The organism is Streptomyces sp. NPDC059909 (assembly GCF_042730885.1).
Classification (GTDB): Bacteria; Actinomycetota; Actinomycetes; order Streptomycetales; family Streptomycetaceae; genus Streptomyces.
On record NZ_JBHWKX010000122.1, the window covers coordinates 1 to 13,132 of the forward strand.

At 71.1% G+C, this 13,132-nt stretch carries 10 protein-coding genes and 2 pseudogenes; 7 read left to right on the forward strand and 5 right to left on the reverse strand.

Translation table 11 applies throughout. From position 1 onward, the window contains the following. Positions 1-252: 252 nt before the first annotated feature. A complete protein-coding gene (locus ACFV9O_RS37690) occupies positions 253-987 on the reverse strand; it encodes a MerR family transcriptional regulator (RefSeq protein WP_385426849.1) in 735 nt (244 codons plus the stop codon). Between the two features lie 138 nt (positions 988-1,125). Between ACFV9O_RS37690 and ACFV9O_RS37695 the strand changes: the two genes are divergently transcribed. After that, positions 1,126-1,605, forward strand: coding sequence for a macro domain-containing protein (locus tag ACFV9O_RS37695; RefSeq protein ID WP_385426852.1), 480 nt, complete (start codon positions 1,126-1,128; stop codon positions 1,603-1,605). 78 nt (positions 1,606-1,683) lie between these two features. Next, positions 1,684-2,175 carry a hypothetical protein gene (locus ACFV9O_RS37700; protein ID WP_385426854.1) on the forward strand — a complete coding sequence of 164 codons (492 nt, stop codon included), beginning with the start codon at positions 1,684-1,686 and terminating at the stop codon, positions 2,173-2,175. A gap of 28 nt (positions 2,176-2,203) precedes the next feature. Here the strand turns inward: ACFV9O_RS37700 and ACFV9O_RS37705 are convergent, their stop codons facing one another. Together ACFV9O_RS37705 and sph are read right to left on the reverse strand one after the other, a co-directional pair. After that, positions 2,204-3,202, reverse strand: a complete 999-nt coding sequence (locus ACFV9O_RS37705; RefSeq protein ID WP_385426857.1) for a cation diffusion facilitator family transporter — start codon at positions 3,200-3,202, stop codon at positions 2,204-2,206. 92 nt (positions 3,203-3,294) lie between these two features. After that, positions 3,295-4,275, reverse strand: a complete 981-nt coding sequence (sph, locus tag ACFV9O_RS37710; RefSeq protein ID WP_385426859.1) for a sphingomyelin phosphodiesterase — start codon at positions 4,273-4,275, stop codon at positions 3,295-3,297. 240 nt (positions 4,276-4,515) lie between these two features. On the opposite strand from sph, the gene ACFV9O_RS37715 reads away from it, so the two are divergent. Continuing rightward, the gene (locus ACFV9O_RS37715) at positions 4,516-5,409 is read left to right on the forward strand and encodes an oxygenase MpaB family protein (protein WP_385426862.1); all 894 of its coding nucleotides are present in this window, start codon (positions 4,516-4,518) and stop codon (positions 5,407-5,409) included. Between the two features lie 84 nt (positions 5,410-5,493). On the opposite strand, the gene ACFV9O_RS37720 is transcribed toward ACFV9O_RS37715, so the two are convergent. After that, complete coding sequence (locus ACFV9O_RS37720; protein WP_385426864.1) at positions 5,494-6,549, reverse strand: LacI family DNA-binding transcriptional regulator; 1,056 nt, start codon at positions 6,547-6,549, stop codon at positions 5,494-5,496. A 95-nt stretch (positions 6,550-6,644) separates the two neighbouring features. Further along, a complete protein-coding gene (locus ACFV9O_RS37725; protein WP_385426866.1) occupies positions 6,645-8,162 on the reverse strand; it encodes a M1 family metallopeptidase in 1,518 nt (505 codons plus the stop codon). 211 nt (positions 8,163-8,373) lie between these two features. Between ACFV9O_RS37725 and ACFV9O_RS37730 the strand changes: the two genes are divergently transcribed. The 4 genes and pseudogenes from ACFV9O_RS37730 to ACFV9O_RS37745 form a co-directional block, all read left to right on the forward strand. Further along, positions 8,374-10,359, forward strand: coding sequence for a Xaa-Pro dipeptidyl-peptidase (locus tag ACFV9O_RS37730; protein ID WP_385426869.1), 1,986 nt, complete (start codon positions 8,374-8,376; stop codon positions 10,357-10,359). Further along, positions 10,356-11,681, forward strand: a complete 1,326-nt coding sequence (locus tag ACFV9O_RS37735; protein WP_385426872.1) for a M14 family metallocarboxypeptidase — start codon at positions 10,356-10,358, stop codon at positions 11,679-11,681. Before ACFV9O_RS37730 ends, ACFV9O_RS37735 begins: the two co-directional genes overlap by 4 nt. Positions 11,682-11,761: 80 nt before the next feature. Continuing rightward, positions 11,762-12,775 (forward strand): annotated as a pseudogene (locus ACFV9O_RS37740) (BCCT family transporter); the annotation flags it as partial. A gap of 189 nt (positions 12,776-12,964) precedes the next feature. Next, a pseudogene (locus ACFV9O_RS37745) lies at positions 12,965-13,132 on the forward strand (IS200/IS605 family accessory protein TnpB-related protein); the annotation flags it as partial.

A 13,132-nucleotide genomic window follows, 5' to 3' on the forward strand; every position in this document is an offset into this window, starting at 1 on the left:
GCGGTCACCACCACGACCACCCCCGAACAGCGTCAACTACCCTTGTTCACCGGCCTACTGCGACATCAACCCCACGTCAACAAACCACCGCTAGGGGGTTTCTTTCGGATCTTGCCGGGCTCGCGTGCCCTGACACGCGCATCTGCCGCGTTGTCGTCAGTCGCCAATGCTCCGCAGTGGCTCCCTCCTCCGCCTTGCATCTGCACGCGCCAGACCTCGCTCGCTGATCCGGCCTGATCCAAAAGAAACCCCCTAGTCGGGCCGGGCCTGGAACGCGGCCCGCAGTTCCTCACGCAGGGACCGCTGGAACGCCGTCACCAGTGCCTGGATCACCATCGGCTGCATATGGGCCGACAGCGACTTCATCGTCGCGACGTGATCGGGATCCGACTCGCGCTCCCGGTAGGGACCCCACACCTCGTCCCGGAACAGCCGGGTCAGTTCGTGCGCCGCCGCGCGGGCGTGCTCCAGCAGGACCGTGCGCGAGGCGAGGATCGTCTCGTGCGCGATGGGGACGTCGAGGAGCTCCACGCCGAGCCGCAGCAGCCCGCCGTCGAGCCGGAACGTGTCCGGGACGCCCGTGCGGTCGAGGACGCCCATCGCCGCGAGCCGGTCGATGTCCTGGTCCGACAGGGGTCGGCCCGCCCTGCGTTCCAGTTCGGCCCGCGGGACCTCCTCGGCCGACTCGGGAGCCCAGGACGACACCAGGGCGCGGTGGATCGCCAGGTCGTGCGCGCTCAGATCGGGCGGCAGCTGCTCCAGGTAGCGCTCGATCGCGGCGAGCGTCATGCCCTGGTGCTGCAACTCCTCGATCAGGGCCAGCCGGGAGAGGTGCTCGGAGCCGTAATGGCCGACCCGGCGCGGTCCGATCACCGGCGGCGGGAGCAGGCCCCGCGTGCTGTAGAACCGGATCGTGCGCACGGTGACCCCCGCGCGCACCGCCAGTTCGTCGACGGTCAGTGTCGGCTCCTCGGCCCTGGTCGCCATCGTGTGCCTCGCCTTCCCTTCCACGTGTCGGGGGTCTGCGTCGGTCAGGTGCAACAGTATTGCTGTCTCACCAATGTTGTGAAAGCGCAGCGGGCAGGCCGACCACACGTTGTCAGTGGTGCCCCTTACGGTGGCGGCATGGCGGAGATCACGTATGTACAGGGGGACGCCACGGCCCCGCACGGCAAGGGCGTCAAGCTGATCGCGCACGTCTGCAACGATCTGGGCGGCTGGGGCAAGGGCTTCGTCGTCGCGCTGTCCCGGCGCTGGCCGGAGCCGGAGGCGGCGTTCCGGCGCTGGCACCGGGAGCGGGCGCGGAACGAATTCGGTCTGGGAGCGGTCCAGTTCGTCCAGGTCGGGCCGTATGTGTGGGTGGCCAACATGGTGGGGCAGCGCGGTATCCGCACGGGCAGCAAGGGGGTGCCCGTGCGGTACGAGGCGATCGACACCGCTCTCGGGGCGCTGGGCGACAAGGCCCTGGAGCTCGGCGCTTCGGTGCACATGCCCCGGATCGGCTGCGGGCTGGCGGGCGGCAAGTGGTCGCGGGTGGAGCCCCTGATAGCGGAGCGGCTGGTGGCGCGAGGCATCCCGGTGACGGTGTACGACTTCGAGCCCTGACCCCCCGCGGGCTTGGTGTGTACCTGACGCTAGAGTGCGGTGCTTGTTCGATTTGCCGCAGGGTGAAGGGGGAGGGGCATGAGCGCGCAACTGAGGGAAACGGCTACCGAGTTGGCCGACATCTTGTGGCGCGAGCACACCGTGTACCGCGACCGGGCCGGAGGCGTGGTCATCCGAGGGGAACACGTCCAGCGCTGGATCAGCCTCGCCCCGAGCGGCGGCCGGGACGAGGTCCTGCTGCGCGCAGGCCGGATCCTCGACGGGGGCACGACCGCACCGGCGCGTTCGGAGGCGGTCGCGAGTCTCACCGCGGGGACGAGTGAGCTCGCCGCGATATGCCGTCGCCTGCTGGCCGACGCGGCCGCCGACGCCGCACCCTCCACGCCGCGGCCGTCGCGCCCCGCAAGCCCAAGGCGTCCCCGGCAGTCCAAGCGGTCCGAGCGGCCCAAGCGATCCGAGCGGTCCGGCGGAAAGGGGCGTCACACGAGCCTCGGTTCCTGGGTCGTCATCCTCTGCGTGATCGGCGTCGTCGCCCTGTACGCCTACAACGTGGCCCGCGTTTACCCGTAGCGTCGCATCACCCTCACCGTGACGAGCGTCAGGCGAGGTGATGGGCCAGGGCCGCATGCGGGTCCTGGCCCGTCGGGTGCCCGTGGTCGATGTGGACGGTCGCTCCCGCCAGCCGTGGCACCGCGTGCAGCAGCGCGTGCTCGGCGGCCACCGCCACCGCATGCGCCTGGACGACCGTCAGCGTCCGGTCGACCTCGACCGACGTCTCCGCCCGCAGCGTGTGCCCGAGCCAGCGCATGCGTACGGCGCCCACACCCCGCACGCCCGCGACGTGGGAGAGCGCGTGCTCCGCCCGGTCCACCAGCTCCGGGTCCACGGCGTCCATCAGCCGGTGCCAGATCTCCCGGGCCGCGCCGCGCAGCACCATCAGGATCGCGGCCGTGATCACGAGCCCGATCAGCGGGTCCGCGTAACGCCAGCCCAGGGCCGAGCCGGCCGCACCCAGCAGCACGGCCAGCGACGTGAATCCGTCGGTGCGCGCATGGAGTCCGTCCGCGACCAGGGCCGCGGAGCCGATGCGCCTGCCGGTACGGATACGGGCCCTGGCCACCCACTCGTTGCCCGCGAAGCCCACGAGACCGGCCGCGGCCACCGCCGGGAGGTGGGTGACGTCCCGCGGTTCCAGCAGCCGCCCGACCGCCTCGTACCCCGCGAAGGCGGCGGACGCGGCGATCACCAGGACCACGAAGACGCCCGCCAGGTCCTCCGCCCGCCCGAACCCGTACGTATAACGGCGGGTGGCGGCCCGCCGGCCCAGCACGAAGGCGAGGGCGAGCGGCAACGCGGTCAGGGCGTCGGTCGCGTTGTGAACGGTGTCGCCCAGCAGCGCGACCGACCCGGACAGCGCCGCGATCACCGCCTGGACGACGGTGGTCGCGGCGAGGATCCCGAACGAGAACCACAGCGTCCGCAGCCCCTCCGTCGAGCCCTCGAGCGCCGCGTCGATGCGCTCGCCGTGGTGGTGATGATGATGGTGAGGGTGGTGGTGTTCACGCCCGTGTTCATGAGTGTGTCCGTGACCCGTCATGGACACCACCATGGCAGCCGAAGAGCCCTGCAGCCACTGTCGAAGAGCGCCCCTTGACCAGCTGCGAAAGCCTTGCGACTGCCCCCTGCGCGCTACTGCCCGGAGGCGGCGACCGGGTAGTGGTCGGACAGGTTCGTGTACGTGTACGACGTGCCCCAGCTGCTGACGGTCCAGGGCGCGCTCTGCTCCTTGATCACCTCGTTGTTCCAGCCGGCCGGCTTCGCGTGGCCCGCCCGGTGCAGGACGTAGTCCAGGTCCTCGCGCGGGTCGTCCGGGTAGCGGTCGGAGGCGATCGAGTTCTCCTGCGTGTCGAAGGAGTACGGGTGTCCGGTGCGGGAGTCGGCGCCCACCAGGCCACCGTCCGCGAGCATCGTGGCGTACTCGGGCGTGCGCGAGTCCACGTTGAGGTCGCCCGCGACGACGACCTGCTCGGACGCGGGGATGTTCTTGGCGTCGAGGAACGCGTCGATCGCCTTGAACTGGCGGCTGCGCATCTGCGCCGCCTCGCCCGCCGAGCAGCCCGGGTCGGTCGACTGCGCGTGGGTCCCGACCACGTGCACCTTGGTGCCGTTGACGTCGAGGACGACGTACGCGAAGCCCTTGTTCGACCACCAGTCGGAGCCGCACGCGTCCTTGTAGACGTACTGCTCCTTGCGGAGGATGGGCCACTTGCTCAGGATCGTGACGCCGCCGTCCTCGGGCGTGGTCGCCGAGTACGCCCCGCCGGTCGCGTCCCAGCCACTCTTGGAGCGGCCCACCACCGGGGTCTGGTACGGGTACTGCGCGGAGGCGCTCGCCTTGAGCGCGTCGGAGGACGAGTTGTCGAAGGCCTCCTGCAGGACGACGACGTCATTGCCCTGGAAGAACGAGGTCCTGGGAATCTCCGTGGCGCGGTGGTCCTGGCCCCAGTTCGGGTACAGGTTCTTGCTGAAGAGGAAGACGTTGTACGTCAGGACCTTCAGCGACGGCGTCGCTGCGGCCTCGGCGGAGGGCGCGGCCGCGCCGAGGGCGGTGGCGGCGAGCACGGTGGACACGGCTGCGCCGGAGACGCGGCGGAGCGCGGAGTGCGGCACTGGAACTCCCGGGTGAAGGTGGGGGATTGACCGGCGCGCATATCAAAGCAGCGGCAGTTACCTTCGGGTAACCATCAGGAGTCCACATTCTTGCCGCAGCCGCACGATCCCCCGAACTTGTCTGAACAACTCGCGCGGCCCGCGCCGCCCCACAGGCAGCGGCGACGCGTCGGACATCGCCCATACTGGAACCGGAGGGACCGGGCACCGAGCCGTCCGCCGACACCTGGGAGCGCCCGCATGAACAGGCCGGACCCCGTGCCGCCGCCGCCCGGCGGGGTGCTGTGGAGCCTCGCGGGGGACATCCGCGGGCTGCTGATGCTGCCCGCCGCCCTCACCATGCAGGTGGCTCATCCGGCCGTCGGTGCCGGGGTCGACGAGCACTCCGTCTTCCGCACCGACCCCTGGGGGCGCGGAGAGCGTTCGGTCCGCTCGCTCCAGATGTGGGTGTACGGAGGCGACGCGGCGGCCGAGGAGGGCCGGCGGCTGCGACAGCTGCACAGGACCATCCGGGGCACGGACACCCACGGCCGCCCGTACCACGCGCTCAGCCCCGAGAACTACGCCTGGGTCCACGCGACCGGCTTCCCCGTCTACCAGCACGCCGTCCGCTACCTGCACCGGCCGCTCACCGAGGCCCAGGAGCGGCAGCTCTACGCGGAGTGGCTGCGGGTCGGCCGCGTCCTCGGCATCCACGACCGGGACATGCCCGGGACGATCGAGGAGTTCTGGCCGTACTACCGCAAGGTCCTCGCCGACGACCTCGAGGCGACCGCCGTCGTCCAGGACCTCGTCGCGACCGACCGGCCCCTGCCGCCACCCGACCGCGGGCCGCTTCCGCTGCGGCTGCTGCTGCGCGCCTTCTGGCCGGTGATCCTGCCGCCGTTCGTCCGCTTCCGGCGCTTCGTCACGATCGGGCTCATGCCGCCCGACGCACGCGCGGTGATCGGCCTGCCGTGGACGGACCGCCAGGAGCGCCGCCTGCGGCGCTTCGGGTACGTCGTCCGGGCCGTCGTGCCCGTACTTCCGGAGCGGCTGCGCTATCTGCCGCTGGCCCGCGAGGCGCGGCGGAAGGCACGGTCGGCCGGACTGATAGGGCGCAGGCGGGACTTGGCACGTGCGGGCCGGGCGTGACGGTGCGCGGGCCGGGGCCGGCCATGCGCGCTTCCGGCCTGCCGGTGTGGCTGCCCGCACGCCTCACGCGCAGGCCCGCACCGGTCACGCGGAGGCGCGGCGCACCAGCGTCGTCGGGGTGACCACCGACTCCGGTCCGCCGTCCTCCGTGCCGGTGCTCCCGTTCAGTACGTCCATCAGCAGCCGCACCATCAGCCGACCGTTGCCCTCGATGTCCTGACGGACCGTCGTCAGCGGCGGGTCCGTGGCCTCCGCGACCGAGGCCACGTCGTCGAAGCCGACGAGCGCGACGTCCTCAGGCACGCGCAGGCCCCGCTCGCGCAGCACCCGCAGCGCGCCCGACGCCATCAGATCGTTCGCGGCGAACACCGCGTCGAGATCCGGGTGCCGGTCCAGCAGCTCCGCCATCGCGCGTGCCCCGCTCTCCACGGTGAAGGCCCCCTGCGCGACGGGACCCGCGGCTCCGCCGAGTGCGTCGCGGTAGCCGTCGACACGGTCCAGCGCGGAGGTCTGGTCGAGCGGGCCGGCGATGTGCGCGATCCGGGTGCGACCGAGCCCGACCAGATGGCGCACCGCCTCGCGGGCGCCGCCGCGGTTGTCGCAGTCGACGTACGGCACGGCGCGTGCACGGCGGCGGGTTCCGGCGCCGCGAGCGCCCGGACCCGGACGACCGCCGAACACGGCGGGCACCCCGGACTCCACCACGATGGCGGGGAGTTCGTCGTCGTCGTGCAGCGAGAAGGCGAGCGCCCCGTCGACATGCCCGCCGCCGAGATACCGGGCGATCCGGTCGTGGTCCTCCGTTCCCTCCACCCACAGCAGGACCAACTGCGAGTCGTTCGCAGCCAGTTCCCGGCTGATGCCCCGTACCTGACGCTCGAAGAACGGGTCGGAGAAGATCCTGAACTCCGGCTCGGCGATGATCACTGCGACCGCGCCGTTGCGCCGGGTCACCAGGGTCCGCGCCGCATGGTTCGGTACGTAGCCGAGCTCCGCCACCGCCTCGCGCACCCGGTCCACCAGCGGCGCGCGGACGCCGGCCCCGCCGTTGACGACGCGCGAGACCGTCGCCCGCGAGACGCCGGCGCGGGCGGCGACGGCCTCCAGCGTGGGCCGGGCTCCAGTGGTCGGATCGGGCAACGGATGCTCCTCGTCGGCGCGTCGGACCGTATCCACACGAGGGTAACCGCAGGCGCCGCCGCCCCCGAAGGGGCGACGGCGCCGTCCGCACCGGCTCAGTGTCCGCTGCCGCGACCGTGATCGTGGTCGTGGACCGTGTTCGTCGCGGCGATCTTCTTCCAGGACTTCGGCTGCGTCGGCGGGACGTCGGCGCGAACGGCGACCCCCGCTCCCGCCGCAGCCGGGGCGGCCGGCTTCGACGGCTCGTACAGCCAGGTGTCGAAGAGGCCGGCGAGCGGCTTGCCCGAGACCTTCTCGGCGTACCTCGCGAAGTCGCTCACGCTGCCGTTGCCGTGGGCGTTCACCGTCGGCCAGCCCTTGAGGACCGCCAAGAAGTCCTCGTCGCCGATCTCGCCCCGCAGCGCCTGCAGGGCGAGTGCACCGCGGTCGTACACCGCGATGTCGAACTGCTTGTCCGGGCCAGGGTCGCCAGGCTTCACCGTCCAGAACGGGTCGTCGGCCGGGTGCAGCGCGTAGACGTAGTCCGCCAGCTCCTGCGCCGTGCCCTCGCCCTCCTTCTCCGACCACAGCCACTGGCTGTAGCGGGCGAAGCCCTCGTTGACCCAGATGTCCTTCCAGCCCTTGACCGACACGCTGTCCCCGTACCACTGGTGGGCCAGCTCGTGCACGACCACCGAGACGTTGGCGCCGTTCGCGAACTGCCGCGGGCTGTAGAACGGGCGGGTCTGCGTCTCCAGCGCGTAGCCACTGGTGACGTTCGGGACGTAACCGCCGAGCGCGTTGAACGGATAGGGACCGAAGACCTCCTCCAGCCACTCGGCGACCTCGGTCGTGCGCTCGATGCTCGCGCGCGCCGCGCCCGCGTTGTCACCGAGGTCTGCGCTGTACGCGTTGAGGACGGGAAGGCCCTTCGCGGTCCTGTCGGTCGTGATGTCGAACTTGCCGACCGCGAGCGTGGCCAGATACGTCGCCTGCGGCTTGTTCGACCGCCAGTTGAAGCGGGTCCAGCCGAGGCGCGAGGACTGCGACTGCAGCACACCGTTGCTGATCGCCTGGGTGCCGTCCGGCACGGACACGGAGATGTCGTACGTCGCCTTGTCCAGCGGGTGGTCGTTGGACGGGAACCACCACACCGCCGAGTCCGGCTCCTGCGCGGCGACGCCGCCGTCCGGAGTGCGGTGCCAGGCGGTCCAGCCGCCGATGCTCAGCTCGGACGGCTTGCCCGCGTACTTCACCACCACCGACACCGGCTTGTTCTTCTCCAGGGGTGAGGCCGGGGTGATCTCCAGCTCCTGGTCGCCGGTCTTGCGGAAGGATGCCTTCCGCCCGTTCACCCGTAATTCGCCGACCTTCAGTCCGAAGTCCAGGTTGAAACGGGACAGGTTCTGCTTCGTGGTGGCGAGGAGCGTCGCCGTGCCCTCGAGCAGGTCCGTCTTCGGCTGGTACTTGAGCCTCAGGTCGTAGTGCGACACGTCGTAGCCGCCGTTGCCGCTGGCCGGGTAGTAGGGGTCGCCGATGCCCGGGGCCCCGGGCTCGAAGTCTGCCGCCGATGCCGGGATCGCCAGCAGGAGAGAGGCCGTGAGCACGCTCGGGACGAGGATTCTGCGGTGCACGAATGCTCCAAGTCGTCGGGGGGATGATCTCTTCGGACCCTATTCACGCCGCTACGCCCAGTCATGTCCATGGCCACCGCTGTCACACGATCGCCATTCGGCCGACATGACGCGCTGCGCACCGTCGATCGTTCCGGCCCCATTTGTGCATGCGGTGGTCGTCTCGACTGCCCTCTGTTGCACAGGAGTTGACCGGAGTACCTTCCGGCCCATGCCGATACGTGCGCGGAGCACCCTCCTTTCGAGCAGATCCTTCATCGTGGCGGCCACAGCCGCCCTGACAGCCGTCCTCGTCCCGCCGGCCGGCGCCCAGAGCGCCGCACCGCCCCGGGAGAGCAGACCCGTCCACTCGTACGACAACGCGATCCGTGAGTCCGTATGGGTGGACACCCGGCTCGACGGCGACGGGGACGGCAGGAGCGACCGCGTGGCCGTCGACATCGTCCGGCCGCGCGAAGCGGCGCAACACGGCCGGAAGATACCGGTCATCATGGACGCGAGCCCGTACTACTCCTGCTGCGGGCGTGGCAACGAGAGCCAGAAGAAGACCTACGACGCGAACGGGAACCCCGTCCAGTTCCCCCTCTTCTACGACAACTACTTCGTACCGCGCGGCTACGCGTTCGTCGCCGTCGACCTCGCCGGCACCAACCGCTCCGACGGCTGCGTCGACGTCGGCGGACACTCCGACATCCACTCGGCCAAGGCTGTCGTCGACTGGCTGAACGGCCGCGCCCGCGCCTACACCAGCCGCACCGGCACCGAGCGCGCGGCGGCCGGCTGGACCACTGGCAACGTCGGCATGATCGGCAAGAGCTGGGACGGCACCATCGCCAACGGCGTCGCCGCGACCGGCGTCGAGGGCCTGAAGACCGTCGTCCCGATCGCCGCCATCTCCTCCTGGTACGACTACTACTTCGCCAAGGGCGCCCCGCTCTACGACTCCGGCCCCGACTGGCTCTCGAACTACGTGGACAGCCCCGATGCCCGCGCCCGGTGCCAGGCCGTCCAGCAGCGGCTCGTCGACGAGGCCCCGCGCACCGGCGACCGGACCGGGCTGTGGAGCGAGCGCGACTACGTCCCCGACGCCCGCAAGGTCCGGGCCAGCGTCTTCGCCGTCCACGGCATGCAGGACCTGAACGTCCGCCCGAAGCACTTCGGTCAGTGGTGGGACGCCCTCGCCGCACACGGTGTCGAGCGCAAGGTCTGGCTGTCCCAGACAGGACATGTCGACCCCTTCGACTTCCGCCGTGCCGAGTGGGTCAGCACCCTGCACCGCTGGTTCGACCACTACCTCCTCGGCTACGACAACGGCATCGACCGTGAGCCGATGGCCGACATCGAACGCGCCCCCGACCAGTGGTCCACCGACCGCGCCTGGCCGCCCCGCTCCACCGCCACCACCACGCTCCGCCCCGGCACGGGTGCCGCACCGGGCGTCGGGACGCTCGCCCTGAAGCCAGCCCGGCCCGGCACCACCGAGACGTTCACCGACGACCCCGCCCTCGGCGAGACCGACTGGGCCGCCGACATCGACCGGTCCACCCCGGCCAAGGCCGGATTCGTCACCCCGCCGCTCAGCCGCGAACTGCGACTCTCCGGCTCCTCCACGGTCACCGTCACCGCCACCCCGACGACCACGACCGCACATCTCTCGGCGGTCCTCGTCGACCTCGGCCCCGCCACCATCCGCGACTACACCGCCGCCGGCGAAGGCATCACCACCCTTCCCGAGCGCACCTGCTGGGGCGCGAGCACCACCGGCGACAGCTCCTGCTTCAAGGAGACCGCCGCACGCACGGCAGCGGTCGACTACACCGTGGTCAGCCGCGGCTGGGCCGACCTCGGCAACCACGCCACGCCCGGCACCGGCCGCCCGCTCACGCCCGGCACGGCGTACACCATCACCCTCGATCTGCACGCCACCGACCATGTCGTCCCGGCGGGGCACCGGCTGGCCCTCATCATCGGCGGCACCGACAAGGACCTCATCGACCCTCCGTCCACCAGGCCGAGCCTCACCCTCGACCTGGCCCGTACCGCCGCACGGCTGCCGATCCCCGGCGGAGCCGCCGCCTTCCTGCGCGCCACCACGGGCACCCCGCCGCCGTCGGCCGCCGCCCCGCGCGGTTCCCGGCTCGACGGTGTCGGCGAACCGCGTCCGACCAGCCCGATCCCGGGAGGCGACAACCGATGAACCGGCGCTTCCGCACCGTGGCCGTGGCCCTCTGTACGCTCGCCGTGCCGCTGGCGGCCGCGCACGCCCAGGCGGCCCCTGTCGAGCGAGCAAGGGCCCATCCCGCTTCCGAGGCGGCGAAACTGCCCCTGCCCCGCACCGGATTCGAGGCATCGGGCGGCGCGCGCTGGACCACCCAGCCCGAGGAATGGGAGTTCCTCTCCGCCGTCGACCGGGCCAGTGAGCGCGTGTCGCTGCGCACCATCGGCACGACGGGACAGGGCCGCCCGCTCCAGCTCGTCCGCATCGGCGGCGACCGGCCCACCGCGAGCACCATGCTCCTGATCTGCACCCAGCACGGCGACGAACCCTCGGGCCGCGAGGCCTGTCTCACCACGGTCCGCGACCTCGCACAGGCCGGGGACGCGCAGACCCGGCGCTTCCTCGACCGTACGACCGTCCTCGTCGTCCCCACCGCCAACCCCGACGGCCGCGCCGCCGACACCCGGGGCAACTCGGACGGCGTCGACATCAACCGGGACCACATCGCCCTCAGGACGGCCGAGGGGCGTGCCCTGGCCGCCGTCATCCGGGACCAGCGCCCCGATGTCATCCACGACCTGCACGAGTACAACGCCACACCGTCCTACTACGACAAGGAGCTGCTCTCCCTCTGGCCGCGCAACCTCAACACCGATCCGACAGTGCACCAGGAGGCCCACACCCTCTCCGAGACGTACGTACGGCCCGCGGCCCACGGCTCCGGATTCAGCAGCGGCATCTACGGCATCTGGACCGACCCGGTGACCGGCGAGCCGGTCAAGCAGGTCGCCGGCGACGGACAGGAACGCATCCTGCGCAACACCGCGGGCCTCAAACACTCCGTCGGACTCCTCGTCGAAACCCGCATCGACGCCCTCACCGACGCGGAGCAGCACGACCCCGCCCTCAACAACCGGCGCCGGGTGAACACCCAACTCGCCGCGCTCGACGGCGCCTTCCGCTTCGTCGACGAGCGGCGCGGCCGGCTCGAGGCCGCGACCACGGCCGCCCGGGTCAAGGGCTTCGCCGACCGTGGACCGGTGTACCTCGGCGGAGCGGACAACGACCCGGCGACCCCCGACGAGACGCTCCAGGACCCGCCCTGCGGCTACCGGATCCCGGCCGCGCAGTACGCGGACGTCAAGGACGAACTGGCCCTGCACGGGGTGCTCGTGCGGGCGGACGGGGACGGGAACGCCCTCGTACCGCTGCGGCAGTCGCAGCGGGACCTCGTGCCGCTGCTGCTCGACGAACGCGCCGCGTACGACCTCGTAAAGGGACTGCCTGTCACCGCCTGTTGATCGCGAGCGGCGCAGTGCCGGTGTGGTAGGGGGTACCGAGAGCGAAAGCCGGTCTACGAAATTTCGTGAAAGGTACCCCCGTGTCGCACGACGAACAGGGACCGGTCCAGCGGCGGCGGCTGCCCGTGAGGGCGGCCCTGCCGGGGCGCCACCCCCACGAGGACAGGCCGCCCGTGACCGACCGGGTGGTGTTCGGAGTGACGGCCGTGCTCACCCTCGCCTTCGTGATCGGGGGATCCGTCGCCACCAAGGCGCTGGAGAGCATCTCCGACGCGATGCTGAGCGGTCTGATGCACGACGGCGGTTGGGCGTTCGTCCTGGCCGCCTCCGGCTTCGTCGTCTTCGCCCTCTGGCTCGCCATCAGCCGTTACGGCAGGATCGAGCTCGGCCAGGAGCACGAGGAACCCGAGTTCCGCACCGTCTCCTGGGTCGCGATGATGTTCAGCGCGGGCATGGGCATCGGCCTGATGTTCTACGGGGTCAGCGAGCCGCTCGCGCACTTCGTCACCCCGCCGCCCGGGACCGACCCCGCCGACTCGGCGGACGCCATGCAGACGGCCTTGGCCACCACACTGTTCCACTGGACCCTGCACCCTTGGGCGATCTACGCGGTGGTGGGCCTCGCCATCGCCTACAGCACCTTCCGGCGCCGCAGGCGCCAGAGCATCAGTGCCGTCTTCGAGCCCCTGATCGGAAAGCGGCACGCCGACGGCGTGCCGGGCAGGGTCATCGACGTCCTCGCGATCTTCGCCACGCTCTTCGGATCGGCCACCTCGCTCGGCCTCGGGGCCCTGCAGATCGGCAGCGGATTCAGGGAGCTGGGCTGGATGGCGGCGGCCGGTACCGGTCTTCTGGTCACCATCATCGGGGTGCTGACGGTGGCCTTCGTCCTCTCGGCCGTCTCCGGCGTCGAGCGGGGCATCCAGTGGCTGTCCAACACCAACATGGTGCTGGCCGTGGCCCTCGCCGTCTTCGTCTTCGTCGCCGGACCGACCATCCTCGTCCTCGATCTGGTGCCGACCTCGCTCGCGTCCTACATCGGCGATCTGCCGCAGCTCGCCGGCCGTACCGAGGCTGCCGTTCGGGGTGGGGTTTGGAGCTGCTGCCGTTGAAGTGCACTCAAGCGTGTTCTGGTGAGCGGGGGTGAGTACCGGTGGTCTTTGCGTGCCTTGGTCATCGCGCCCTTTCGGGAGGGAACTGGCGTTCTTGTGTCGAATGCGTGACCTTTACGGGGGGTGCTCGTTGGAGGCGGTGTCAGGGTTCTTCGGGGTGGGGGTGACGGGTTGGGCGGGCTGCGGGACAGGGTGGAGCCGTTCGTCGTGTCCGGCCCGGGTGGTGTGGCCATCCGTACCCGGTTCAAGCAGCTGACGCCGGGGGATGAGGAGGTGCTGTGCCTGGTCGGCGCGCATCTGGGAGGGCTCGCCTCGAAGGACCTCAAGGCGCGCTGCCGG

Excerpts from the sequence above, each read along its gene's own strand:
- ACFV9O_RS37690 (WP_385426849.1), bottom strand. The coding sequence starts at position 987 with ATGGCGACCAGGGCCGAGGAGCCGACACTGACCGTCGACGAACTGGCG.
- ACFV9O_RS37695 (WP_385426852.1), top strand. The coding sequence starts at position 1,126 with ATGGCGGAGATCACGTATGTACAGGGGGACGCCACGGCCCCGCACGGC.
- ACFV9O_RS37700 (WP_385426854.1), top strand. The coding sequence starts at position 1,684 with ATGAGCGCGCAACTGAGGGAAACGGCTACCGAGTTGGCCGACATCTTG.
- ACFV9O_RS37705 (WP_385426857.1), bottom strand. The coding sequence starts at position 3,202 with ATGACGGGTCACGGACACACTCATGAACACGGGCGTGAACACCACCAC.
- ACFV9O_RS37715 (WP_385426862.1), top strand. The coding sequence starts at position 4,516 with ATGAACAGGCCGGACCCCGTGCCGCCGCCGCCCGGCGGGGTGCTGTGG.
- ACFV9O_RS37730 (WP_385426869.1), top strand. The coding sequence starts at position 8,374 with ATGCCGATACGTGCGCGGAGCACCCTCCTTTCGAGCAGATCCTTCATC.
- ACFV9O_RS37735 (WP_385426872.1), top strand. The coding sequence starts at position 10,356 with ATGAACCGGCGCTTCCGCACCGTGGCCGTGGCCCTCTGTACGCTCGCC.